The 23,627-nt window shown below is 54.2% G+C and carries 25 protein-coding genes; 22 read left to right on the top strand and 3 right to left on the bottom strand.

The window, feature by feature from the left end; translation table 11 throughout:
• The first annotated feature begins 84 nt into the window (after positions 1-84).
• From HCR00_RS02780 to HCR00_RS02735, 10 genes are all read left to right on the top strand, one after another.
• On the top strand, positions 85-657 hold the full coding sequence (locus HCR00_RS02780) for a DivIVA domain-containing protein (protein WP_167142511.1): 573 nt from the start codon (positions 85-87) through the stop codon (positions 655-657).
• 9 nt (positions 658-666) lie between these two features.
• A complete protein-coding gene (lspA, locus tag HCR00_RS02775) occupies positions 667-1,188 on the top strand; it encodes a signal peptidase II (RefSeq protein WP_208317291.1) in 522 nt (173 codons plus the stop codon).
• 2 nt (positions 1,189-1,190) lie between these two features.
• Positions 1,191-2,105, top strand: a complete 915-nt coding sequence (locus HCR00_RS02770; protein ID WP_167142508.1) for an RluA family pseudouridine synthase — start codon at positions 1,191-1,193, stop codon at positions 2,103-2,105.
• A gap of 62 nt (positions 2,106-2,167) precedes the next feature.
• Positions 2,168-5,722 (top strand): DNA polymerase III subunit alpha, encoded by a 3,555-nt coding sequence (gene dnaE, locus HCR00_RS02765; protein WP_167142505.1) that lies wholly within the window; start codon positions 2,168-2,170, stop codon positions 5,720-5,722.
• 33 nt (positions 5,723-5,755) lie between these two features.
• Positions 5,756-6,604 (top strand): ammonia-dependent NAD(+) synthetase, encoded by an 849-nt coding sequence (nadE, locus tag HCR00_RS02760; RefSeq protein WP_166984570.1) that lies wholly within the window; start codon positions 5,756-5,758, stop codon positions 6,602-6,604.
• 8 nt (positions 6,605-6,612) lie between these two features.
• Positions 6,613-7,158, top strand: coding sequence for a peptide-methionine (S)-S-oxide reductase MsrA (msrA, locus tag HCR00_RS02755; RefSeq protein ID WP_166984571.1), 546 nt, complete (start codon positions 6,613-6,615; stop codon positions 7,156-7,158).
• Between the two features lie 248 nt (positions 7,159-7,406).
• On the top strand, positions 7,407-7,910 hold the full coding sequence (locus HCR00_RS02750; protein ID WP_167142502.1) for a single-stranded DNA-binding protein: 504 nt from the start codon (positions 7,407-7,409) through the stop codon (positions 7,908-7,910).
• A gap of 53 nt (positions 7,911-7,963) precedes the next feature.
• The gene (locus HCR00_RS02745; RefSeq protein ID WP_167142499.1) at positions 7,964-8,452 is read left to right on the top strand and encodes a DUF6993 domain-containing protein; all 489 of its coding nucleotides are present in this window, start codon (positions 7,964-7,966) and stop codon (positions 8,450-8,452) included.
• Positions 8,453-8,515: 63 nt separating this feature from the next.
• Positions 8,516-10,198 (top strand): energy-dependent translational throttle protein EttA, encoded by a 1,683-nt coding sequence (gene ettA, locus HCR00_RS02740; protein WP_166984574.1) that lies wholly within the window; start codon positions 8,516-8,518, stop codon positions 10,196-10,198.
• Between the two features lie 71 nt (positions 10,199-10,269).
• Positions 10,270-10,734 (top strand): acyl-CoA thioesterase, encoded by a 465-nt coding sequence (locus HCR00_RS02735; RefSeq protein WP_167142496.1) that lies wholly within the window; start codon positions 10,270-10,272, stop codon positions 10,732-10,734.
• 9 nt (positions 10,735-10,743) lie between these two features.
• Here the strand turns inward: HCR00_RS02735 and HCR00_RS02730 are convergent, their stop codons facing one another.
• Complete coding sequence (locus tag HCR00_RS02730) at positions 10,744-11,535, bottom strand: alpha/beta hydrolase (protein WP_167142494.1); 792 nt, start codon at positions 11,533-11,535, stop codon at positions 10,744-10,746.
• A gap of 35 nt (positions 11,536-11,570) precedes the next feature.
• Here HCR00_RS02730 and HCR00_RS02725 point away from each other — a divergent pair, with 35 nt between their 5' ends.
• The 12 genes from HCR00_RS02725 to HCR00_RS02670 all read left to right on the top strand — a co-directional run bounded on the left by HCR00_RS02725 (position 11,571) and on the right by HCR00_RS02670 (position 22,251).
• Positions 11,571-12,215 carry a DUF8185 domain-containing protein gene (locus HCR00_RS02725; protein WP_167142491.1) on the top strand — a complete coding sequence of 215 codons (645 nt, stop codon included), beginning with the start codon at positions 11,571-11,573 and terminating at the stop codon, positions 12,213-12,215.
• Positions 12,216-12,272: 57 nt separating this feature from the next.
• Positions 12,273-12,530 (top strand): DNA-directed RNA polymerase subunit omega, encoded by a 258-nt coding sequence (rpoZ, locus tag HCR00_RS02720; RefSeq protein WP_166984578.1) that lies wholly within the window; start codon positions 12,273-12,275, stop codon positions 12,528-12,530.
• A gap of 78 nt (positions 12,531-12,608) precedes the next feature.
• Entirely contained in the window at positions 12,609-14,660 is a 2,052-nt protein-coding gene (locus tag HCR00_RS02715) for a primosomal protein N' family DNA-binding protein (RefSeq protein ID WP_167142488.1), read from the top strand.
• A 4-nt stretch (positions 14,661-14,664) separates the two neighbouring features.
• Positions 14,665-15,594, top strand: a complete 930-nt coding sequence (fmt, locus tag HCR00_RS02710) for a methionyl-tRNA formyltransferase (protein WP_341766005.1) — start codon at positions 14,665-14,667, stop codon at positions 15,592-15,594.
• The gene (locus HCR00_RS02705; RefSeq protein ID WP_167142485.1) at positions 15,587-17,047 is read left to right on the top strand and encodes an RsmB/NOP family class I SAM-dependent RNA methyltransferase; all 1,461 of its coding nucleotides are present in this window, start codon (positions 15,587-15,589) and stop codon (positions 17,045-17,047) included. The genes fmt and HCR00_RS02705 overlap by 8 nt, the downstream gene beginning before the upstream one ends.
• A 15-nt stretch (positions 17,048-17,062) precedes the next feature.
• Positions 17,063-17,743 carry a ribulose-phosphate 3-epimerase gene (rpe, locus tag HCR00_RS02700; protein ID WP_424945189.1) on the top strand — a complete coding sequence of 227 codons (681 nt, stop codon included), beginning with the start codon at positions 17,063-17,065 and terminating at the stop codon, positions 17,741-17,743.
• A 35-nt stretch (positions 17,744-17,778) separates the two neighbouring features.
• Complete coding sequence (locus HCR00_RS02695; protein ID WP_166984582.1) at positions 17,779-18,042, top strand: phosphoribosyl-ATP diphosphatase; 264 nt, start codon at positions 17,779-17,781, stop codon at positions 18,040-18,042.
• Between the two features lie 18 nt (positions 18,043-18,060).
• Complete coding sequence (hisG, locus tag HCR00_RS02690; protein WP_166986352.1) at positions 18,061-18,912, top strand: ATP phosphoribosyltransferase; 852 nt, start codon at positions 18,061-18,063, stop codon at positions 18,910-18,912.
• Between the two features lie 4 nt (positions 18,913-18,916).
• Positions 18,917-19,690: an imidazole glycerol phosphate synthase subunit HisF gene (hisF, locus tag HCR00_RS02685; RefSeq protein WP_166984583.1), complete on the top strand. Its 774-nt coding sequence runs from the start codon at positions 18,917-18,919 to the stop codon at positions 19,688-19,690.
• 3 nt (positions 19,691-19,693) lie between these two features.
• Positions 19,694-20,044 carry a phosphoribosyl-AMP cyclohydrolase gene (gene hisI / locus HCR00_RS02680; protein WP_166984584.1) on the top strand — a complete coding sequence of 117 codons (351 nt, stop codon included), beginning with the start codon at positions 19,694-19,696 and terminating at the stop codon, positions 20,042-20,044.
• Between the two features lie 6 nt (positions 20,045-20,050).
• Positions 20,051-21,592, top strand: coding sequence for a chorismate-binding protein (locus HCR00_RS02675; RefSeq protein ID WP_166984585.1), 1,542 nt, complete (start codon positions 20,051-20,053; stop codon positions 21,590-21,592).
• Between the two features lie 20 nt (positions 21,593-21,612).
• The gene (locus tag HCR00_RS02670) at positions 21,613-22,251 is read left to right on the top strand and encodes a Trp biosynthesis-associated membrane protein (RefSeq protein WP_167142479.1); all 639 of its coding nucleotides are present in this window, start codon (positions 21,613-21,615) and stop codon (positions 22,249-22,251) included.
• 27 nt (positions 22,252-22,278) lie between these two features.
• On the opposite strand, the gene HCR00_RS02665 is transcribed toward HCR00_RS02670, so the two are convergent.
• Entirely contained in the window at positions 22,279-22,713 is a 435-nt protein-coding gene (locus HCR00_RS02665; protein WP_167142477.1) for a globin, read from the bottom strand.
• Positions 22,706-23,602, bottom strand: coding sequence for a mechanosensitive ion channel family protein (locus HCR00_RS02660; RefSeq protein ID WP_166984588.1), 897 nt, complete (start codon positions 23,600-23,602; stop codon positions 22,706-22,708). The genes HCR00_RS02665 and HCR00_RS02660 overlap by 8 nt, the downstream gene beginning before the upstream one ends.
• Positions 23,603-23,627 lie beyond the last annotated feature (25 nt).

The following is a 23,627-nucleotide window of genomic DNA, read 5'->3' as shown; positions in this document are numbered from 1 at the left end:
ATATTTTCTTTAACAGCGGGTAGCGCATAGAATGTTTGCAGACGGTCACAGACCACCACCTGACCAAGAGTAGAAAGATTTAACATGGCCCTCACACCAGAATCAGTTGATTTGAAGAGTTTTTCGATCACGAAATTCCGCGATGGATACGAGATGGATCAGGTCGAGGCTTTTCTTGACGAGGTTGCTGAAGAGCTAAAGAGTCGTGATGCTGAAAAGGCAGAGCTGCAGCAGCAAATCGAAGAGCTGACTGCTGAGCTTGAGGCTGCACGTGGTGCTGTTCCTGAGCCTGCTGCTGCTCAAGAAGAAACCGCCCCAACCGGCAACGCACGCGCCGCAGAGGCAGAGAAATCAAGCGCAATGCTGCAGATGGCTCTTGAGCTGCACGACAAATATGTGCACGAGGGTGAAACTCAGCGCTCAACCCTTATCGCTGAGGGTGAAGAGACCGCGCAGCGTTTGGTTGACGAGGCGAAGACTGAGCGTGAAGATGTGCTCAACCAGCTCGGTGTCGAGCGCACCAAGCTCGTCGATAAAATTACCGAACTGCGTGAGTACGAAGCAGAGTACCGCTCAACCCTGCGCTCATACATTCAACAGCAGCTGCGCGGCCTGGACGAGGGCGCAGAGCCAGCCGGTGCTCCTGAAGCAGAATAATTTTCCGCGATGCCTTCTGTAGATTCTCAGCAGGCACCGCCAGTACGACGCCGATCGAAGGCTTTGTTTTCGGTCGGCGTCGCGGCTTTAGTGGTATTAGCTGATCAACTCACAAAACTGATTGCGCTCGACCGGCTGCAACCTGGAAAAGCGGTTCACATTCTCGGTGAGGCCCTGCAGTTTGTGCTGGTGTTTAACCCGGGTGCAGCATTCTCATTTCTCGAGAATGCAACATGGGTCTTCACCCTGCTTTCGACGGTGGTTGTTGTGGTGATTTGCACACAATTACCGAAGATCGTGCGCACAAGTTGGGCTGTCGCTGTTGGGTTGCTGCTTGGTGGGGCGCTAGGGAACCTAATAGACCGTTTATTCCGCACGCCGGGGTTTCCTGAGGGGCATGTGGTTGACTTCGTGTACACCCCGTGGCTGATGCCTGCGGTCTACAACTTCGCCGACATCGCTCTAACCTTTGCAGTTGTGCTGTTAGTGCTGCTGTCTTTGCTGCTGCCACGTGAGAAGGAGCAGGGATAGCAGTGCAACAAAAACTCACTATTCCTGAGACTCTAGACGGTGTCCGCGCTGACACCGCTGTCGCGGAGCTCACCGGTGTGAGCCGCGCCTGGGCGAGTGAAATAGTTAAGGCTGGAAACCTGACCCGTGCAGATCATGTCTTGAAGAAAAGTGACAGGCTTTACGCGGGGGAAGTGATAGAGCTTGACTGGTCGGAAAAACCCGATCCAGAAATTGTGCCGCTGGACGTGCCCGAGCTCGCAGTAATTCACGAAGATGACGATATCGTTGTCGTATCCAAACCTGCTGGGGTGGCCGCTCATCCATCATTGGGTTGGGCCGGGCCTACGGTATTGGGCGTGCTGGCGTTTCGTGGTTTTCAGATAGCGACATCCGGGGCGCACGAGCGACAGGGAATTGTGCATCGATTGGATCAGGGCACAAGCGGTGTTATGACTGTTGCGAAGAGTGAGTATGCCTATTCTGAGTTGAAACGGCAGTTTAAAGCGCGCGAAGTGCACAAAATTTATCACACAGTTGTGCACGGTCACATCGATCCTTTCCGCGGCACGATTGACGCGCCAATCGGTCGGGACAACAGATCAGAGTGGAAGTTTGCGGTAACCGCTGATGGGCGTCACGCCGTGACCCACTACGAGATGTTAGAGATGTTTCCCCATGCGACCCTGCTGGAGGTCGGGTTAGAAACCGGGCGCACTCATCAGATTAGGGTGCACATGTCGTCACTTCGGCACCCCTGTGTTGGTGATATCACTTACGGTGCGGATCCAACTTTGGCTAAAAAACTTGGTCTTGAGCGGCAGTGGCTGCACGCGGTCGAACTTGAATTTACGCACCCGGGATCAGGAGAGCGAGTGACCTTCAAAAGCGATTATTCTCCGGATCTTGCGGCAGCGCTAGAAATATTAGCAACTTAGCAAGTAACATCTCTGCCACTAACACTCAAACAGTTTCTGATTTTCAAAACGGGTAGGCGAAAATGAACGGCGATAATTTTGCGCACCTCCACGTGCACACCGAATATTCAATGCTTGACGGTGCGGCGCGGATTGGTGAGTTGGTGCAAGCAGCGGCCGCACAAAATATGCCTGCGATTGCCGTCACCGACCACGGCAATATGTTCGGGGCGTTTGACTTTTGGCGGCAGGCAAAAGACGCTGGTATTAAGCCGATAATCGGTATCGAAGCATACCTGACACCGGGCACACACCGCAGTGTTCGCGAGCCAAACTTTTTCGGTAATGGCGGCCCCGACGATGTCTCCGGTAAGGGTGCCTACACACACATGACGATGCTGGCAGAGACAACTCAGGGAATGCACAACCTGTTTCGCCTCTCAACCTATTCATCGCTTGAGGGTCAATACTTCAAACCGCGGATGGATGTTGAGCTGTTAGAGCGTTATGCGAAAGGAATTATCGCCACCACAGGGTGCCCATCGGGGGAGATTCAAACCCGACTGCGATTAGGGCAGTACGAAGAAGCCCGTGCAGCAGCGGCGCGTTTCCAAGACATTTTCGGGAAGGATAATTTCTTTGCCGAAATTATGGATCACGGTCTCGAAATCGAAAGGCGGGTCACAAAAGACCTGCTCAGACTGGCGAAAGAATTAAACATTCCGCTCGTCGGCACTAATGACCTGCACTACACGCATCAGCACGATGCAACCAGCCATGAGGCGCTATTGTGCGTGCAGTCGGGATCCACGATCGATGATCCAAACCGATTTAAATTTGACGGTGACGGCTACTACCTGAAGTCTGCCGCCGAGATGCGACACCTCTTACGCGATTTTCCTGCAGCCTGCGACAACACTCTGTTAATCGCTGAACGGTGTAACGCTGAATTTAATCAGAGCGCAAACTTTATGCCGCACTTTCCTGTGCCGGATGGCGAGAGCGAAGAAAGCTGGTTCATTAAAGAGGTTGAACGCGGCCTTAAGTATCGGTATCCGCAAGGGATCTCAGACGAGGTGCGCAAACAGGCCGAGTATGAGACCGAAGTTATCACCCAAATGGGTTTTCCCGGCTATTTCTTGGTGGTTGCCGACTTTATCAACTGGGCGAAGGACAACGGTATCCGGGTCGGCCCCGGCCGTGGTTCGGGGGCTGGCTCAATGGCGGCGTATGCGATGCGCATCACCGACCTCGATCCGCTAGAACACGGGTTGATATTTGAACGATTCCTGAACCCCGATCGTGTCAGCATGCCAGACTTCGACGTTGATTTCGACGATCGTAGACGTGGGGAAGTGATCCAATACGTCACAGAAAAATACGGTGATGAGCGGGTGGCGCAGATCGTCACATACGGCACGATTAAATCAAAACAGGCGCTGAAAGACGCCGGTCGTGTGCTGGGATACCCATTCTCCGTTGGTGAGAAACTGACGAAGGCGATGCCGCCGGCGGTAATGGGTAAAGATATTCCACTCTCCGGTATTTTTGATGGCTCGCATCCGCGACACAAAGAAGCCGCTGAGATCAGAGATTTGATTCAGACCGACCCGAACTATCAACGGGTGTTTGAGACAGCCACGGGGCTTGAAGGGCTGAAACGGCAGTGGGGCGTGCACGCGGCCGGCGTGATTATGTCGAGCGATCCGCTAGTCGACATTATTCCGCTCATGAAGCGCGAGGCTGACGGTCAAATTATTACGCAGTTTGACTACCCGACGTGTGAGGGTCTCGGGCTTATTAAGATGGACTTCTTAGGGCTGAGAAACCTCACAATCATCTCGGATGCGATCGAGAATATTAAGTTGAATCGAGGTTTTGATCTCGATCTAGAAGCCCTCGAATTAGACGATCGCGCCTCCTACGAGCTGCTGGCGCGTGGTGACACACTAGGGGTTTTCCAATTGGACGGTGGGCCAATGCGATCCCTTTTGCGCCTTATGAAGCCTGACAACTTTGAAGATATTTCTGCTGTGCTGGCGCTCTATCGACCCGGCCCGATGGGCGCTGATTCACACACCAACTACGCGCTAAGAAAAAACGGCAAACAGGAGATTGTGCCGATCCATCCGGAGCTTGCTGAGCCGCTCGCTGACATTCTCGACACAACCTACGGTCTGATTATTTATCAAGAGCAGGTTATGGCGATCGCGCAAAGAGTTGCTGGATACTCGCTCGGTCAGGCTGATATTTTACGCCGCGCGATGGGTAAGAAAAAGAAAGCTGAGCTGGATAAACAGTTCACAGGATTTGCATCTGGTATGCAGGAGCGCGGCTACTCAATGCAGGCGGTGCAGACACTGTGGGATATTTTGCTGCCGTTTTCAGATTACGCATTCAATAAAGCTCACTCTGCTGCATACGGTGTGATTAGCTACTGGACCGCGTACCTGAAAGCGCACTACCCGGCGGAGTATATGGCTGCGCTGCTGACGAGCGTTGGCAACAAAGATAAAGATAAGCTAGCCCTGTATTTGAATGAGTGCCGCCGGATGGGCATCTCAGTGCTGGCCCCCGACGTGAATGAATCTGTGCAGAACTTTTCAGCGGTCGGCGAGGAAATCCGGTTCGGGCTGGGTGCTGTTAGAAACGTTGGTCACAACGTAGTGCAGGGAATTATTGAGGGGCGCAAGCAGGCAAAATACGACACCTTCAGTGGCTTTGTGAAAGCAGTGCCCGTACACGTCTTGAACAAGCGCACAGTAGAGTCGCTGATTAAGGCGGGGGCGTTTGACAGCCTTGGCAAAACACGTCGCTCTCTTGTGGAAGCTCATGAGGGGCTGATTGAGCAGGGCATTCGCGATAAAAAGGATGCCGCAAGTGGCAACATCGGCTTCGATTTTGATTCACTGTTTGCAGAAGCGAATGCGACCGACGATGACAGCCCTGCGAGCGTCGATCAGATTGTGGATCTGCCGGAATATTCAAAGCGCGACAAACTAGCTTTTGAGCGTGAGATGATAGGCCTCTATGTGTCGGATCATCCGCTCAGCGGTCTTGACGATGTGCTGACGCGCGAGTGCACCCACCAGGTTTTGCAGGTTATCGGTGAAGAGTCGGATATGGACGGTGAAACCGTAACGCTTGCCGGTCTGCTTACAAGCGTGGAGCTGCGCACCGCGAAGAGCGGCAAAATGTACGGTATGGCGGCGCTGGAAGACTACTCCGGTGAAATTGAAGTGCTCTTTATGGGGAACACATTTCAGGAGTATCGAGCCAAGCTGATTGCAGACTCAGTCGTATCGATCCGGGGGCGCCTTAATAAGCGAGACGATAAAGTCAGTATGCACGCTTACAGCATCACTAATGTGAATGTCGCAAATGCTGGCACAGTGCAACCAGTGACAGTGCGCATTCCTGATGCAAAAGCGACAGAGCGCGCGATTCAGGAACTGCAGCGCATTGTGCAGCGGCATCGCGGATCTAGCGATGTTTTTCTGGAACTGGAATTACCCGACGGCCAACTGCGGCGCTTCCAACTGCGTGAGCGGGTGCGGGCAGCAACAGATTTATTCGGTGAGCTGAAAGCGCTTTTCGGTAAATCTTGTATTGTGAGCGCTAGTGTTGGTAATGGGTGACCCACAGGCCGCTAGATCGAAGATGGTGCACAGATGAGCAAAACAAAGCAGTTAGAAATAGGTCGCGCTTTGCATGTTTCGAGCCGCATTGATCCGGCCGCTGAGGTGCAGCGTCGCATCGACTTTATGGTTGACTATTTGCGTGCGGCAGGGCCTGCAAAGGGTTTTGTGCTCGGCATTTCTGGTGGCCAAGATTCAACGCTTGCCGGGCGACTTGCGCAACTGGCTGTCAATAAACTGCGAGAAGCGGGTGAGGAGGCAACATTTGTTGCTGTCCGCCTACCCTATGGTGTGCAGCGTGACGAGGAAGATGCACAGGCAGCGCTCAGCTTTATTGAGCCGGATACCGTTCTTACGGTAGATATAAAACCGAGCGTGGATGCCCTGGTGCAGGCGATTGAAACTGCTGCCGCCGCTGTTGGTGACGGTGCACGAATGACAGATTTCAATAAAGGTAACCTGAAGGCACGGGCGCGGATGCTGGTGCAGTATGCCATCGCGGGGGATCGGGGCTTGCTGGTGATCGGCACCGATCATGCGGCTGAAGCCATCACAGGATTCTATACGAAACACGGCGACGGTGCTGCGGATCTAGTTCCTCTGCAGGGGCTGACTAAGGCCCAGGGTGCAGAACTATTGGCAGCTCTTGGAGCAGATGCGCGTTTCTGGCAGAAAAAGCCGACCGCTGATCTGTTAGACAGCGATCCCGGTCAGACAGACGAAGACGCCCTAGGCGTTAGCTACACCGAAATTGACCGCTATCTCACAGGTGAGCAGGTGGCTGATAGGGTGCGTGAGAATTTAGAGCGACGCTATGCGATAAGCGAACATAAGCGGCAGCTGCCGCCGGGGCCAAATGACACTTGGTGGCGTGAAAATTAGGAGGAAAAATGACGGTAGAAAGCGCTAAAGCAGAGCAAACTTTCATTCTTGGCGGCGGTTGTTTCTGGTGTCTGGACGCCGCCTATCGTGCGCTTAAAGGTGTAACGCAGGTGGTGTCCGGCTATGCGGGTGGTGTAACCGAAAACCCGAGCTATAAAGAGGTTTGCACGGGCAATACGGGACACGCAGAAGTTGTTGCGGTAACCTTCGACCCTGAGGTAATTCCAGCTGAGGTGATTTTGGACGCGTACTTTACAATGCACGATCCGCGGCAGTTGAACCGTCAGGGTAATGATGTCGGCACCCAATATCGGTCTGAAATGTTCTTTGCTGATGATGAACAGCGTGAGCTGTTTACCGCAGCTAGAGAGCGCGCAGCCGAATTCTGGGGTGGGGGGATCGTTACTGTGATCAGTAAGGCCGAGAATTTTTATGCAGCGGAAGAGTATCATCAAGATTTCTTCGCTAAAAACCCCGGTCAGGGATACTGCCTCGCAGTTGCTGTTCCAAAGGTTAACAAGGTGCGGGCGCGGTTCGCAGAGTATCAAAAATAGTCACCGCAATTTTCTTACAGGTTAGCACCCGAAACAGGCGCTGTTAGTGCTGGGCTGCAGTGGGCACGACATGGATTAGTCACTCTGTTTGTAACCGATCCGGTTTGAGACTGTTGTCCACAGATTTTGGCTGCGGCCGCAGTTTTTTCACTTCTGCTGCGAGACTTCTGCTTACGCGGGAGGAGACAAGGGCACGGCGCCTCCCGCGCCCTAAACAGATTCTCGATGCCCAGAAGTGAAGGTAAATCATGAGCGCGCACGTGACAGTGGTTGGTACGGTTGCAAACATTCCACGGGTGTTTAAATTTGCAAACGGTAGTTCTAAAACAAGTTTCCGCATCGCTGAAAGCGAGAGACGTTGGAATAGGGCAACCGCGAAGTGGGTCGAAACAGAGACGAACTGGTACACGGTAAATGTGCCGGGAAATTTTGGAATAAATGTCTCTGAGTCAATCTCAAAAGGAAATCGCATTATTGTCACCGGCAAACTGCGCACACGGCAGTGGGAAACCGAACAGGGGCAGCGCGGGATCAGCGTAGAAATAGATGCAGACGGTTTTGGTCTCGACTTAAGATTCGGGATAAGCAGATTTACAAGAGTTGTGCGCAGTGAACACTTAGATGCGGGCAGTGAATCGCATGACAACCAGGCAGCGGAGCAACCTGATAGCAGCGAAAATTTTGCTTCGCACCCCCTAGAAGCGCAGAGCGAAGAAACAGTAACGGAACAGGCAGAGCCGATAGCAGCCTGAATGATTCAGCTAGCTCCGGGTAGCGCCACCGAGGGCCCACTTAGAATAAGAGTATGCATGTAGCTTCAAATCGTTCATCTCTCGGGATCCTCGGTGGTGCTGTCTTAGCGTTTACAGCTTTCGGGCTGACGGGATGCTCTGCCGTTGAGACACTTTACGGTTCTGGGGCAGAGCCTAGGCAACACGAGGTTGACTCAAACGCTGAATTTGTTGCGGGAGGCAGCGCCGAAGAGAATCTCGCCTACTTCACGAAGCAGGCTGATGACTACTCTAAATCGAATTCACCAATTGAGGGGCGAAGCATAGTAGACCACTTTGTTGCCGCGGGTTTTGACAAAACTGCGATGCAGGTAAGTCTCGATAAAACAGCCCTCTCTGATAATGCAGATTCAATATTTGCCTCTGTGCGCATAAACTCCCAGTGCCTGATCGCGCAATTTGAGGTTAGTGACCGGACATATCAGGTTGATATTGCGCCAGTGCTGTTAGCTGGGGAGAGCGGCTACTGCCTGATTGGTGAAACCCGTCCAATCGACTGGTAGATTAAGTGCCCTACACTTGTAAATGACCATTTTTCCAAGACATAAAAGGTAGAGCCCAAGAATATGGCTGAATATATTTACCAGATGGTGCGAGCTCGTAAGGCGCACGGTGACAAGGTAATTCTTGATGATGTTTCGATGTCGTTTTTCCCCGGCGCAAAGATCGGTATGGTTGGCCCGAACGGCGCGGGTAAGTCAACGATTTTGAAAATTATGGCCGGACGCGACACCCCGTCTAACGGAGAGGCCAAACTGACACCGGGGTACACCGTCGGTATTCTGATGCAGGAGCCAGAGCTTGATGAAGAGCTCACCGTGCTTGAAAACGTGCAGCAGGGTGTTGGAGAGATTAAGGCAAAGATCGACCGCTTTAATGAGATCAGCGCCGAAATGGCTAATCCAGACGCAGACTATGATGCGCTACTGCCAGAAATGGGTGAGCTGCAGGAGGCAATCGACGCACTAGATGCGTGGGATCTCGATAACCAGCTCGAGCAGGCAATGGATGCGCTGCGCTGCCCGCCGTCTGACGCGATCGTTGCAAATCTTTCTGGTGGCGAGAAACGTCGTGTGGCGCTGTGCAAGCTGCTCTTGGAAAAACCTGATCTGCTGCTTCTTGATGAGCCAACCAACCACCTCGACGCTGAAAGCGTGCTGTGGCTGGAACAGCACCTGCAAAAGTACCCTGGCGCGGTAATCGCGATTACCCACGACCGCTACTTCCTCGACCACGTAGCAGAGTGGATCGCAGAAGTAGACCGCGGTCACCTGCACCCTTATGAGGGTAACTACTCTACCTATCTTGAAAAGAAGGCAGAAAGACTGCAGGTGCAGGGGAAGAAAGACGCAAAACTCCAGAAGCGCCTCAAAGAGGAACTAGAGTGGGTGCGCTCGAACACCAAGGGGCGTCAGGCAAAGTCGAAAGCCCGTTTGGCACGCTACGAAGAAATGGCTGCGGAAGCCGAGCGCACACGGAAGCTTGACTTTGAAGAAATTCAAATTCCGCCAGGGCCGCGCCTGGGCAACCTCGTGCTTGAAGCAAAAGACCTGAAAAAGGGTTTCGGGGAGCGTGTGCTCATCGAAAATTTGAGCTTCTCACTGCCGCGCAACGGCATCGTCGGCATTATCGGCCCGAACGGTGTTGGTAAGTCGACGCTCTTTAAGACCATCGTTGGCCTTGAAGAGCTTGACGGTGGCGACCTGAAAATCGGCGAGACTGTGAAACTGAGCTACGTTGATCAGAATCGTGCCGGAATTGATGCAAAGAAATCTGTTTGGGAGGTTGTGTCAGACGGCCGCGACTTTATCCAAGTGGGTCAGGTTGAGATCCCGTCACGCGCATACGTTTCAAGTTTCGGTTTTAAAGGCCCGGATCAACAGAAGCAGGCAGGGGTGCTTTCCGGTGGTGAGCGCAACCGCTTGAATCTGGCGCTCACCTTGAAGCAGGGAGGCAACGTTCTACTGCTCGACGAGCCGACCAACGACCTTGATGTGGAAACTCTTGCGAGTCTTGAAAACGCACTCCTAGAGTTCCCCGGCTGTGCAGTAGTGATTACCCACGATCGCTGGTTCCTCGACCGTGTTGCAACGCACATTCTGGCATATGAGGGCACCGCAGAGGATCCGGCAAACTGGTATTGGTATGAAGGCAACTTCGAAGGTTACGAGAAGAACAAGATTGATCGTCTCGGCCCGGAAGCTGCAAAACCATCCCGTGTGACCTATCGCAAGCTGTCACGCGATTAACAGCCGCCAAAATTGCAGCAGTGTGGCCCCGTCGAGTCTTTCGTTGGGGCCACCCCTATTAGGGAGGACGTATGCCCAAAGCACACGTTGACATAGAATTACGTTGGGGCGACCAAGACGCCTACGGTCACATCAACAATGTCGCTTTTGCACGCTACTTAGAGGAAGCGCGCGTGCGTCTTTTCTGGATGGGCACCGCACGTGAAGATACCGGTCTTGACGGTCATTTCCGCGGCAGTAAGCCCGAAGATCCGAAAATGCTTGTAGCTGCGCAGCAGATTGAGTTCGTGCGTGTGCTCGAGTATTCAGCATCTCCGATTACCGTTGCGATGTGGATCGGGAAACTCGGCGGGTCAAGCCTTGAAGTGCACTACGAAATAATCGATAACTCCGAATCGCAGCAGCAGATCGTTGCGCGTGCCATCACCACAGTAGTAATTGTCGACGGCCTGACAATGCGCCCAACGCGTTTGACCGGCGAAGGGCGCGCGGCGGCTGAACGGTGGCGTGACGAACCCCTGAAACTGGGGCGTTAATTAACAGAGTTAGTGCTCTGCGGTTATGAACTCACGAAGCAGAGCTGTGAACTTTTCGGGTTGCTCAGAGTGCACCCAGTGCCCGGCATCTGCAACAGTAACCGGCACCACATCTGGAAACAGTTCCTGCATCCGCGGTAAATGCCGCGGCTGAATATAGTTTGAGTCTGCGCCAGCAACCCAGAGCACCGGCCCCTCATACTGTTTGCCGGCGGGAGCATCGAAAGCGCCAATCGCAGAAAGCTCGCGAAGCAGCATTTGAAGATTTGGCTGCCATTTGAAACCGTCCACCTCGCGCTGCAAATTCTGGAGCAGAAAGGCGCGCGTGCCGTAGTTTGGGATTGCTTCTGTAAGAGCCCTGTCGGCATCTGCGCGGCTCTTGATAGACAGTAAATCGAGCTCAGCCAGCGCACCCAGAAGATGCTTAAACTCTGACATATCTGGCTGACTAACAGGGGAGATATCGACAACGGTTAATGACTGCACAATTTCTGGATATTCGAGGGCAATAAGCATTGCCACTTTGCCGCCCATCGAATGCCCAACTAGATGAAACTTCCCGTGCGCGGCGAAGGCCTCATGCTGCCGTACAGCGGAAACCACCGCCTGCGCCATCTCGCCGTAGTTAAAACTATTAGTCCACTCAGACTCACCATGATTTGGTTGATCGACCAGCAGCGATGAAGTCACATCTTTTACCGACTTAGCCGTTTGTGCGAGGTTTTTTCCGCGCCCCATCAGCCCGTGCAGGAATACGGTAAGCGCGGATCCGCCCGGAATGAACTCCATGTGAATTGCCATGTTCACATCCTATCCGGGCAGGTTAAACTGGTGCGGTGGCTGAGTCTCTGCGTTTTCCAGATATGCGATATGTGCGAGATTTTGAGTTATTCTTGCGCAGATTTGTCGCGTTAGACGGGGCGGGTGCGCTGCGACTGACCACAAAGCGTGTGCATAAGCAGCTTGTTTTGGGGGTGACCGGCTGTGTGCTGGCGCCGCACTCGCTGCTCGACGATACACCTGTTATTCTCGGCGTGCGCGGATTCAAGCTTGCTGTTGGCGTTGAAGGTCTGGACGCGGTGTATCAGTTGCGTGCGCTAAGCGAACGACTGCCGCGTCTTGCAGAACCGCAGCTGCCGCTGCCACCAACAGAAACCACGTCCGTGTGGGCGGGTATCGCTCCGCCGCAGACGGGCTGGCGTGCGCAGGGGGTTGTCTCAGCAGCTTCCCTCAGCGAGGTGGCGAAAACAGGTGCGCAGCAGATTGCAAACGCGCTCCCTGAAAATCCAGGAGAGCTTTTGGTGCAGAAACTGCGAGAAGAGGTGTGGGCCCGCGAAATTTTGCCGCAGGTGCCGGCCGGAGCGGCATTCGCGCTAGACACACTCGGGTTTTTGCACGGGAGCTCAGACGTCAAACTGCTCAGCGCTAATGGCTGGTTGCGTTTGGAGGCAAAGGGCGGATCGGTGCTAGTGCGGCTTTGAGTTAATCGCGGCAATAAACTAGAATGAGTGGGTTATTAAAACTTTTTAGGAGCTAGCATGTCTGCCAACAAAGGCATTATTGAGCCGCCGATTGACGAGTTGCTGAAACAGGTTGAGTCAAAGTATTCACTTGTCGCTTTCTCTGCACAGCGTGCGCGTCAGATCAACGACTATTACGCAGATCTGCAGGAGGGGCAGCTTGGCGATAACATTGGCCCGCTCGTTGATCATGGAATCGACGACAAGCCTTTAACTATTGCACTGCGTGAGATTGCTGAGGGCAAGCTCGAACTCAACACTCGCGAAGCAAACTAAAACCGTAAAAGTAATAGAGGCGCCGGGTAACCTTTGGTTGTACCCGGCGTTTTGGTTTTAGAGAGGAGGTGTGGCAGCTTGCGCAGCGAGATGGCGAATCTTGTTCCTGCTGGCCAAGTGCCAACAGTTGCTGCGGTGCTGTTGGATTCACGGCTGCCGCAGCTCGATCAGCTCTTTGACTATGCCGTGACACCTGAGATGGCGGCTCAGATAAAGGTCGGGCAGCGCGTGAAAGTTCCGCTCAGATCGCAGAGCAGAAGCAGCTTTGGCTGGGTTATTCGCCTGGCAACGAACACTGCATATGACGGCATTCTGCAGCCGGTGACGCAGATTCTAGGAGAACCAGCGGTTTTAACCGCAGAGGTGTGGGATCTCGTAAACCACTGCGCTGATCGGGCGGCGGGAAACGCCAGTGATCTATTGCGCTTTGCGATTCCGCCACGCCACGTGCGAGCCGAAAAAGCGTTTTTAAAAGAAGTATCTGCCGCGCCAAGCGATGATGACAGCCCGCCCGCGCTGAGAGACGTATGGGAGAGCGCTGTAACCCCAACCTCGGTAATAGATGAGATTACAGCAAAGCTTCAAGCTGGCAGCTGTTTGAGCTTCGAAGTGAATCACGGTATGGATCAGCTGCCCAACTCTCTGTGGGTGCAGGGATGGGCGGCAACCCTAGCCTTGCTCGCAGAAAGAGAAATGCGTGAGGGGCGCTCAATTATTATTTGTGTGCCCGACTATCGTGATCTGAATCAGCTCGCAGCGGCCTTACGCGCGCTGGTTGCAGCGCGGGTGACGCGCGTAGATGCAAAACAATCAAAGGAAGATAGATATCGCGCACACCTTGAATGCCTAACAGAGGTGCCGCGTGTAATTATTGGAAACAGAGCAGCTGTGCTTGCGCCCGCGCACAACCTTGGAACTATTGTGATTTGGGATGAAGCCGATCCGCTCCTGCAATTTCCCAAAGCGCCCTATATGCACAGCAGAGATATCGCATTGGTGCGGCAGAGCCAAACAGGCTGCGCAGTGCTGAGCGCCGGCTACAGTCGTTCAGTTGCGATACAGAGGCTGGTTGAGATCGGGATCTTTGAGACGGCAGCTAATCCGCCGAAACGCACCACTGTGCGGGCGCTTGAATCTTTGCCGGCAGAGCGCACAGGCGGGCGCATCTCGAGCGGGGTTGTGGTCGCAATCCGTGCGGGTCTTGAAACAGGCCCGGTGCTGATACAGGTTTCTAAACCAGGTTACGCACTCGCCGGCAGCTGCGCGCGCTGTAAAACTCCTGCCCGCTGTGCAAACTGCACCGGCCCCCTAAGCAAAACTTCGTTAACCGCTGAGATCAGCTGCCTGTGGTGCCTGGAAACTTTCACACACTGGCGCTGCACGGAGTGTCGTGGCACACAGCTCCAGCTGCGAGGAGCGGGGAGTGAACGCACTGTTGAGCAGCTGAGCGTTACCTTCCCTGGTGTGCCGCTCGTACTGTCTGACGGCACCCACCCTGTGCAACTGGTGAGCGGTGATCCCGCCATTGTTGTTGCAACACCGGGTGCTGAACCGGTTGCCGCAGCAGGATATGCGACTGTGGTGTTGTTAGATGCAGAAAACATGCTGCAGATACCGACGCTCAGCATCTCTGAAGACTGTTTACGCTGGTGGGAGAATGCTGCTGCAAAGGCTCGTGAAGATGGGATATGCTACATCTCCCGCGAACTCGGTGGAGTGACTGAGGTTTTTCTTAGAGGCACGCTGATTGCTTGGCTGCGCTCCGAGCTGGCGCTGCGCAACTCTTTGCGCTTTCCTCCTGCGGTGCGTGTTGCCTCAGTTGAGGGGACTCACACAGAGGTTGAAACTGCGCTCGCAAAACTTACCGAATTTACTGCATACGATGTGCTGCCGCCGGTAAAAATGTCGAATGGTGCATGGCGCGCAATCGTTCGGTTTAGCTATGCCATCGGCGCAGAAGTCGCTAGAACACTGCGCGCTGCGGTGGTTGCAGCAGCCGCTGGCCGGCAGGGAAGCCGGGCCAGACCGCGCACCCGCGCCCCAGAACTGTTAAGAGTGCGGATGGACGATCAGACAGTTTTCGATGCATACACCCGCACTGTCACAGAGGCACCGGAAGAATTAGGCTAGAAGTATGGCGAAGCTGAAAATAGTTTTTGCAGGCACTCCAGATGTTGCGGTGCCGGTGCTGAAAACCCTAACCGAGAGCGCACACGAAGTGGTCGGGGTGGTTACTCGTGAAGATGCGCCCTTGGGGCGCAAACGTGTGTTGACGGCTTCGCCTGTTGCTTCTTTTGCGCAAGAAGCAGGATTAAAAACCATAAAAGCGAACCGATTAGACGCAGACACTACCGAACAAATAGCAGAGCTTGGCGCAGACATCGGAGTTGTTGTCGCTTACGGTGGTCTCTTAAAAACAGATCTGCTGACAGCCCCGCGATTGGGGTGGATCAACTTGCATTTTTCTGCCCTCCCGAAATGGCGCGGGGCAGCTCCCGTGCAGCGCGCTTTGATGGCCGGTGAAACCGAGATTGGCGGAACAATCTTCAGACTCGTTGAAGAGCTTGATGCCGGTGCTGTTGTGCACAGCTTCACATACAGCGTCACCCCAGGGGAGAGCGCTGGTGAGGTGCTGACTGCGATGGCGCTGCGTGGCGGGACCGAGATGCTTGCCGCGCTGGAGCAGCTGGCAGAAAATCCCAACGCGGGCGATCCGCAAGACGGAGAAGTGAGTTATGCACACAAACTAACGCGAGAAGACGGGCGCTTAGACCTCACAAAATCTGCTGCACAAGTGTTAGCGCAGTGGGCGGGGGTGACGCCGGAGCCGGGTGCTTTTGTGCAAACAGCGGAACAACCGTTAAAAATTATTCGTATCGCCCCGGTTGAAAACTCTGATATCGAGCCCCCCGTAGGGGAGTTTGCGCTGCTTGGAAAGAAAGTGTTCCTTGGCGTGAGCGCGGGTGTTTTAGAGGTGCTTGAAGTGCAACCGGCGGGTAAAACAAAAATGTTGGCGGCAGACTGGCTGCGGGGCAAAGGCGGGAGGCTGACAGCCGATGGCTAAGCGGGTTTCAGCAGCGAGACTGGTCGCCTACGATGTGCTGCGGGACGTGGAGGATCGTGACGCCTACGCGAATTTAATGCTGCCGAGCAAGATTCGTGCGGCGCGGCTGAATCAGCAGGATGCTGGTTTAGCTACCGAACTTACTGCTGGCACACTGCGCCTGCAGGGCTTGTACGACGCAATTATCGCGCACGCTGCTAAGCGCCCGGCTGAGAAAATTGATGCGCGCACGCTGAGAGTGCTGAGACTCGGTGTGCATCAGTTGCTCTCAATGCGTGTTGCCACTCACGCTGCAATATATGAAACAGTTGAGGTGCAAAGACTTGTCGCAAACAAAAAAGCGACTGGTTTTGTTAACGGTGTGTTGCGCACAGTCAGCCGGCAGTCAATTGCTGAATGGCGCACAGTCGTCACAGAGGAGCTTGCCTCCGCAACAGTGAAAATGGCGGTAGCAGAATCCCACCCCCAGTGGGTTGTGCGAGCCCTGGCGGATGCGCTCAAATCTGACGGTCGTGCCGAAGAATTAGCAGACTTGCTCGCAGCTGATAACACCTCCCCAAGGGTGAACATAGTGTTTCTGCCCGGCCCAGAACAGTCACTGACAGCTGTTATAGAGCGGGCGCAGGCTGTTTTGGGAGACAAAATCAGCTTTACGGGTGTCAGCCCAATTGGCGCAGAAATAGCGGGTTTAAGCCCAGCTCAAGCGCTCACCGAGCTGGCCGCGGCGGGTGTCACAGCGCGTGTGCAAGATCAGGGATCACAACTTGCCGCGCTAGCTTTATTGCGCGCAAAACCGGTTGCAGAAAAAGAAGCATGGCTCGACCTGTGCGCAGGTCCCGGAGGGAAAACCGCAGTGCTAGCTAATGCGGCTGTCGCCGAGCGCGCAGCTGGCAAAGAAATTACCTTGCGTGCAAACGAGGTTTCAGAGCATCGCAGCCGTCTCGTTCGCGAAGCAGTTGCAGACAATAGTGAGCCGGTTTCCTTCGTTACCGCAGACGGTCGTAGCGATACTGCATACGGGTCGCCCGACACTAAATATGATCGTATTCTGCTCGATGCTCCGTGCTCCGGTCTCGGCGCCTTGCGCCGCCGCCCCGAAGCACGCTGGCGCAAACAACCGAGCGATATTCCAGAGCTTGTGCAGCTGCAAGAGCAACTGCTGGAGAAAGCTTATGCGCACCTTGCGCCGAACGGGGTTATTGCGTATGTCACCTGTTCACCGCATCTGGCAGAAACTAAGGGAGTTGTTGAGCGCTTTTTACGCAATCATGATGCAGCGGCAGCGCTTGATGTGACCGCACAGTTGGGGCTGCAAGAATTGCAGACCCTGCGATCCGAAAAATACCCAACGCAGCGCGCCCTGCAACTCTGGCCGCACGCCCACGGCAGTGACGCAATGTTTATCGCGTTAATTATGCGGCAGAGCACAACCGAACAGGAGCTCGGAAACTAAACTAAAATGGGCAGAGTGAATAGTGATACCACACACCAGCGGATACACCCGAGCATTCTTTCTGCAGATTTTGTGAATCTGCAGAGCGAGCTAGAGCGCATCGCAAATGCCGATTCTGTGCACGTGGACGTGATGGATAACCACTTTGTGCCAAATCTAACCTTTGGTCCGCCTGTTGTTGAACGCATTCAAGCGGTCTCCCCAGTTCCGCTCGATATGCACCTGATGATTAGCAACGCTGACAAATGGGCGCCAGGATACGCCGAAATGGGTGCTGCCTCTGTCACCTTTCACGCCGAAGCTACTGACAATCCGGTCGCCTTAGCACGACGCATTCGTGAGATCGGAGCGCGCGCCGGTATTGCGTTAAAGCCGGGCACTGACGCTGCTCCCTACCTTGAGCTGCTCCCAGAATTTGACATGGTTTTGGTGATGACTGTTGAGCCGGGTTTTGGCGGCCAGAAATTTATGGCTGACATGATGCCGAAGGTGAAGCAGGTTGCTCAGGCGCGCAAACGCCACGGGATCGACATGTGGCTGCAGGTTGATGGCGGTATTAGCGTTGACACCATTGGGATTGCTGCGGAAGCTGGCGCCGACACATTCGTAGCGGGCAGCGCCGTGTATAAGGGCGACCCAAGCGCGCGGATTGCTGAGCTTCGTGCCGCTGCTTTGGCCCACACGTGTGCCGCTTAAACAATTTATAACGCGCTACTGGAATCTGAGAGATAATGAAAACTTTTGAAGAACTGTTTGCTGAAGTGAGCGAAAAAGCTCTAACCAGACCGGCCGGCAGCGGCACAGTCGCGCGACTTGACGCCGGAGTGCATCAGATTGGAAAGAAAATTGTTGAAGAAGCGGCCGAAGTGTGGATGGCAGCTGAGTATGAGAGTGATGCAGAATTGGCGGAAGAAATAAGTCAGTTACTGTATCACCTGCAGGTGCTTATGGTGGCTAAAGGCCTAACCCTAGACGATGTATATAAGGAGCTGTAACTCTTGACCGAGAATAAAATGCTGAGAATCGCAGTTCCAAACAAAGGCTCTCTCTCAGAGACAGCGGCACAAATGCTTACTGAAGCTGGATACCGCGGGCGTCGCGACAGTCGCACCCTAATCTCGGTTGATGAGCGCAACGGGGTTGAGTTTTTCTATCTGCGCCCCCGCGATATTGCCACCTATGTTGGTTCTGGCGCGGTTGATGTTGGTATCACCGGGCGCGATCTGCTGCTTGATTCAAACACTGAGGCGACAGAAATAAGGTCGCTAGACTTTGCTGACTCAACTTTCAGATTTGCCGCCCCGGCAACTGAAATCACCGAACTCGCGCAGCTCGAAAGTAAACGTGTTGCAACAAGCTACCCAAAGCTTGTCGGTGATTTTCTTGCGGCGCGCGGCATCAGCGCAAAACTTGTAAAGCTTGAGGGGGCGGTGGAATCTGCTGTGCGGCTTGGTGTTGCCGATGCGGTTGCCGACGTGGTTTCAACCGGCGCAACACTGCGCGCAGCAGGGCTTACAATTTTCGGGCCGATAATCCTCGAATCAACAGCGATCCTTATCGGAACAGAGCCGTCTCTGCCGCAGAATAACTCGGCAACCAACCGGCTGCTGCAGCGCCTTGAGGGCGTTCTTGTTGCGCGCAAGTACGTCATGCTGGAGTACGATCTCGAAGCTGAAAAATTGGAGGCGGCCACCGCTATTAGCCCGGGCATGGAAGCGCCAACAGTCTCCCCGCTATCCACCGCCGGCTGGGTGGCGGTGCGCGTCATGGTGCCCAGCGATGAGACCGCACCAATTATGGACAGACTGCATGAACTCGGGGCGAAAGCCATTATCGTCACTTCAATCCACGCGGCAAGAATTTAAGCTAATGTCAGTTACCGCTCGTGTGATCCCCTGTCTCGACGTTGCCGCTGGCCGCGTCGTGAAGGGTGTGAATTTTCTAAATCTTAAAGATGCCGGTGATCCGGTTGAGTTAGGCGCAAAATACGCTGCTGCGGGCGCCGACGAAATAACGTTTCTGGATGTGACAGCAACGGTTGATGAGCGTGCGACAACCTATGACATCGTGCAGCGCACCGCTGAGAGTGTGTTTATCCCGCTCACGGTCGGCGGGGGTGTGCGCAGCGCTGAAGATGTTGCACGTCTGTTGGGTGTGGGAGCAGATAAAGTTGGTGTGAATTCAGCGGCAATTGCCCGGCCGGAGCTGCTGAATGAGATAGCCGACAGGTTTGGCAATCAGGTGCTTGTGCTTTCCCTGGATATTAAACGCTCTGACCGTGCGCCGTCAGGTTTTATTGTAACCACGCACGGTGGCAAAAAAGAGACAGATTTGGACGCCCTCGTTTGGGCGCGAGAAGCGATCACACGCGGGGCTGGCGAGTTATTAGTGAACTCAATGGACGCCGACGGCACCAAAGCCGGGTTCGATATTGAGCTCATCGAAAAGATTGCCGACTTCTCGACAGTCCCTGTAATTGCGTCAGGAGGTGCTGGCAGGGCTGCTGACTTCGCCCCTGCGATCACCGCCGGTGCCGATGCGGTGCTGGCTGCATCGGTGTTTCACCACGGGATCCTCACCATCGAAGAGGTAAAAGAAGCGATGCGCGAAAGCGGTATCAGCGTGCGACAGAGCAGGGTTTAACTTATGGATATCGCAAAAATTCAGTTTAACGAACACGGCCTTGTGCCAGCTATCGTGCAAGATCACGAATCTCGTGAAGTGCTAATGATGGCCTGGATGAACAAAACAGCGCTGAGCAGAACTCTCGCCGAGGGGCGGGTTACCTACTGGTCACGTTCACGTGGCGAGCTGTGGCGGAAGGGAGACACCTCCGGTCATAAGCAGTTCGTTAAAGAGATTCGATACGACTGCGACGGAGATACACTTTTGCTGCTGGTTGAACAGCTGGGCGCAGCTTGCCACCTAGGCACTCGCTCCTGTTTTGAAACCGGGAGCCTGCCGGTGCTCTTGTGCGCAGAAACCGAGGGAGAGTAGACAAAGATGCGGCTCACAACTTCTTACGCTGATTTTGCGGCGGATCGAGTGACACAAAAAATAGTCCCGGTTTGTCGCGAGCTGTTTGCTGATGCTGACACCCCTGTTAGCATTTACCGCAAACTAACCGGCGGCCGATCAGGAACCTTCCTGCTGGAGTCAGCGGCGCAGGGTATTTTTGACCGCTACAGTTTTGTCGGTGTGCAGTCTTTCGGCGTGCTCACAGAACGGCAGGGGAAAGCGCACTGGGAGCCCAATCTAGCGCTTCCCAATCCGGTAGATGAAAACAGGCTGCTGCCTGGTGGTGTGTCTCATCTCGATCCGGTTGCAGCTGTTGCAGCGGTTTATAACCATTGGGAAGGATCAACCCACCCCGAGCTGCCGCCGCTGGTCAGCGGCTTTGTTGGCTATCTTGGCTGGGAGAGTGTTGTCGAGTTTGAAAACATTCAACCGCAGTCTGACGACGAACCGCTTGTGCCGCGGCAGTACCTTGGTTTTGTTGCAGATCTTGCTGTAATAGACCATCGCGAGGGAACTGTTACACTGGTCGCCAATGTGCTGACAGATAATGATTTAAGCGAGGCAGAAGCAGAATCTCAGTGGCAGCTAGCGCAGCAGCGTCTTGACGTCATGCAGGAAGCCCTTAGAGAGGCAGCAGCAACCCCGGTGGGTGTGATTGACAAAGAAATCGTTGCTGAAGCTGTGCGACGCACAAGCCAGGAAGAGTTTTTTGCGGGTGTTGCGCGCACAAAACAGCACATAATTGACGGTGATGCCTTCCAGGTGGTGCTGTCTCAGCGCTTTGAGCTTGAAAACCATGCTGATCCGCTCGATGTTTACCGCGTTTTACGCCATCTGAACCCGAGCCCTTATCTTTATTTGCTGAGCGCGAGTGATGCCTCCGGCGCGCCCTTCGCAGTTGTTGGATCAAGCCCTGAAGCGCTTATCACCGTGCAGGGGGAGCAGGTGCTCACCCATCCGATTGCGGGCAGCAGACCACGTGGTGCGAATCCCGATGAGGATGCAGCCCTCGCAGCAGAGCTGCTCGCCGATCAGAAGGAGCGTTCTGAACACCTCATGCTCGTAGATCTGTCGCGAAACGATCTATCACGCGTGTGTGAGCCGGGCTCAGTCGCAGTGACTGAATTTATGGAGATTGAGCGTTTCAGCCATGTTACCCACATCTCCTCAACCGTCGAGGGTAAACTGCGCGCTGACTGTTCGCCGGTGGATGCACTGGTTGCAACATTCCCTGCGGGAACGCTCTCGGGCGCGCCAAAACCGTGGGCGCTCCGGATCATAAATGATCTCGAGCCGGTGCGCCGCGGGGTTTACGGCGGTGTCGTAGGCTATTTCGGCCTGGGGGGTAACGCTGATTTAGCGATCGCTATTCGCACTGCGACACTTAAGGGGGATACCGCCTATGTGCAGGCAGGCGCCGGTCTCGTCGCAGATTCAGATCCTGTCAGCGAAGATGCTGAGTGTCGAAACAAAGCGGCTGCGCCGCTCAGAGCGGTTGCCATCGCAAATACTTTGCGTGCAGCTTAGACTGTTAGATTTATACTGTCATGCGGAAAATAACCGAGCTGAAAACAGTGGTGATTGTAGCGCTCTTTGGTGCGGCGCTGCTGTTAGTAAGCCTCAGCCAGGTGTGGTTTAATTTCAAGCTACAGCCGGGTGTTGCCGTCGTAGATGAGTTCACCGTGACAGGCGCTGAAACAACCGCGAGTTTGATTGCGGCGACGCTTGCTGCTATCGCTGCAACCCTGGCATTACCGGCTTTGAATCGAGTGCTGCGCTATCTGTGCCTGATAGTGACCGGTTTAGCAGCTATTGCCTGCCTATATATCGTAACTACGTTTGTAATTATGCCGATTACTGCCGGTGGTAAACAGCTTGCAGAACTGACAGGCATTACCGGCGAAGAAGCCACATACGCCGTTACTGAAATTGCAACATCTGGTGTTATCGCGGTCACGTATATTGGCGCTGCTTTGCTGGTTCTTGCCACTGTTTTAGGGCTTGCTGGAAATCGTCGCTGGCAGTTGGGGCGCTCAAAATATGACACCGTCGCAGACTCTAAAAAGAGGCGGGAAGCAGCTACTGTGCAGAGCGAAAAACGGGGTAGAAGTGACAATCCTGTAAGCTCTGACGACCGTATTTCAGATTGGGATGCAATCAGCGACGGTCACGATCCTTCTCTTTGATAGCGGCTGTTTTAGGTGACAGCAGCGTCAGTCGGCGCGGTTAATGAGCGCGGTTGCCGCCCGTGTAACGTAGTCGCGGATGGCTGTATCGTGCATCGGGGGTAGTTTTACAGCATCTAAAGCAGCATTCATGTGTAGCAGCCACCGGTCGCGGGCGACAGCGTTGATAGGGAATGCGGCGTGCCGCATGCGCAGACGTGGATGACCTCTCTGCTCAGAGTAGGTGGTGGGCCCACCCCAGTATTGTTCGAGAAACTTTTGGAGACGCCAGATAGCGCCCTCCCAGTCGTTATCGGGATACATCGGAGCTAAAATTTCATCGGTTTGCACCCTGCGATAGAATTCCCGCACAATTTTTTCGAAAGTTTCACTGCCACCAACATGTGACCACACCGTATCTAAGACAGCATCGCCCGTCACGCCAGAGCGCAGTGTTAGCTGTGGTTTTGGTGTGTTAGGCATTCCCGGGCCTTAAAATGTTTACCGTCTGTGGCGCGAGTTCCAAACCCTGCTCTTGGAAGTACTTCTGAATCTGCAGGCGGACAGCGCGCGAAACAGCGCCCTGCACCTCAGGGCGAGTGCGGATGGTCAGTCGTATTGTCGCTCTATCACCCGCGAGTGCCTGCACACCCCACATTTCTGGTGTGCCGGTTACCTTCCGGCGGATTTCTGGAATTTGGATCGCCTGTTTGGCTGACTCCAGGGCTGCAGTCTGGGCTCGTTCAAGGTCGGTGTTTGCTGCAACGGTGATGTCAATCACAGCCTGACCGTAACCCTGCGACATGTTACCCAGAGTTAGAATCTCACCGTTTCGCACAAACCATAAAGTGCCGTCGAGTGCGCGCACCTGCGTTATTCGGACGCCCACATCTTCAACAGTGCCTGAGACCTCACCCACTGTAATGTAATCGCCGACACCAATTTGGTCTTCAAAAACCATAAATATGCCGTTTAAGACATCTTTTACAATAGATTGCGCACCAAATGCGAGGCCGGCGCCGATGAAGCCTGCTGAGGCCAAAATAGCGGTTAGGTCTATTCCGAACTCGTGCAGCACAAGCACGAGTGTGACGGCCACAATAATCCATGTGATAACACTGCGCCCAACAGCGCCGAGGGTGCGGGTGCGCTGAATTGCGCGCTCCCGCACCAGCCCTGAGGTGGAGATTTCGGCTGTTGAATCGGTTGCCTGAGCTTTCTTTACGCCGTGCACAAAACGATCAACCGCCTGCTTAATTCCGAAACGCAAACCCCACCAGAGGAAGAAAGCGAGTACGAGAATAAACAGAATGCGCCACGCTGTTTCATTGTCGGTAAAGAAATCTCTGATTGCGAGCCAGATTGCTTCCACGGGTCACTCCAAACGGTTTTGTGCG

Origin of the sequence: Canibacter zhoujuaniae, from assembly GCF_011752005.1 — a bacterium.
Lineage (GTDB): Bacteria > Actinomycetota > Actinomycetes > Actinomycetales > Microbacteriaceae > Canibacter > Canibacter zhoujuaniae.
This window is presented reverse-complemented; position numbering and strand designations above follow the sequence as displayed.

What these genes read in the sequence shown, in the direction of transcription:
- HCR00_RS02780 (WP_167142511.1), top strand. Translation starts at nt 85, where the DNA reads ATGGCCCTCACACCAGAATCAGTTGATTTGAAGAGTTTTTCGATCACG.
- lspA (WP_208317291.1), top strand. Translation starts at nt 667, where the DNA reads ATGCCTTCTGTAGATTCTCAGCAGGCACCGCCAGTACGACGCCGATCG.
- dnaE (WP_167142505.1), top strand. Translation starts at nt 2,168, where the DNA reads ATGAACGGCGATAATTTTGCGCACCTCCACGTGCACACCGAATATTCA.
- nadE (WP_166984570.1), top strand. Translation starts at nt 5,756, where the DNA reads ATGAGCAAAACAAAGCAGTTAGAAATAGGTCGCGCTTTGCATGTTTCG.
- msrA (WP_166984571.1), top strand. Translation starts at nt 6,613, where the DNA reads ATGACGGTAGAAAGCGCTAAAGCAGAGCAAACTTTCATTCTTGGCGGC.
- HCR00_RS02750 (WP_167142502.1), top strand. Translation starts at nt 7,407, where the DNA reads ATGAGCGCGCACGTGACAGTGGTTGGTACGGTTGCAAACATTCCACGG.
- HCR00_RS02745 (WP_167142499.1), top strand. Translation starts at nt 7,964, where the DNA reads ATGCATGTAGCTTCAAATCGTTCATCTCTCGGGATCCTCGGTGGTGCT.
- ettA (WP_166984574.1), top strand. Translation starts at nt 8,516, where the DNA reads ATGGCTGAATATATTTACCAGATGGTGCGAGCTCGTAAGGCGCACGGT.
- HCR00_RS02735 (WP_167142496.1), top strand. Translation starts at nt 10,270, where the DNA reads ATGCCCAAAGCACACGTTGACATAGAATTACGTTGGGGCGACCAAGAC.
- HCR00_RS02730 (WP_167142494.1), bottom strand. Translation starts at nt 11,535, where the DNA reads ATGGCAATTCACATGGAGTTCATTCCGGGCGGATCCGCGCTTACCGTA.
- rpoZ (WP_166984578.1), top strand. Translation starts at nt 12,273, where the DNA reads ATGTCTGCCAACAAAGGCATTATTGAGCCGCCGATTGACGAGTTGCTG.
- fmt (WP_341766005.1), top strand. Translation starts at nt 14,665, where the DNA reads ATGGCGAAGCTGAAAATAGTTTTTGCAGGCACTCCAGATGTTGCGGTG.
- HCR00_RS02705 (WP_167142485.1), top strand. Translation starts at nt 15,587, where the DNA reads ATGGCTAAGCGGGTTTCAGCAGCGAGACTGGTCGCCTACGATGTGCTG.
- HCR00_RS02695 (WP_166984582.1), top strand. Translation starts at nt 17,779, where the DNA reads ATGAAAACTTTTGAAGAACTGTTTGCTGAAGTGAGCGAAAAAGCTCTA.
- hisG (WP_166986352.1), top strand. Translation starts at nt 18,061, where the DNA reads ATGCTGAGAATCGCAGTTCCAAACAAAGGCTCTCTCTCAGAGACAGCG.
- hisF (WP_166984583.1), top strand. Translation starts at nt 18,917, where the DNA reads ATGTCAGTTACCGCTCGTGTGATCCCCTGTCTCGACGTTGCCGCTGGC.
- hisI (WP_166984584.1), top strand. Translation starts at nt 19,694, where the DNA reads ATGGATATCGCAAAAATTCAGTTTAACGAACACGGCCTTGTGCCAGCT.
- HCR00_RS02675 (WP_166984585.1), top strand. Translation starts at nt 20,051, where the DNA reads ATGCGGCTCACAACTTCTTACGCTGATTTTGCGGCGGATCGAGTGACA.
- HCR00_RS02670 (WP_167142479.1), top strand. Translation starts at nt 21,613, where the DNA reads ATGCGGAAAATAACCGAGCTGAAAACAGTGGTGATTGTAGCGCTCTTT.
- HCR00_RS02665 (WP_167142477.1), bottom strand. Translation starts at nt 22,713, where the DNA reads ATGCCTAACACACCAAAACCACAGCTAACACTGCGCTCTGGCGTGACG.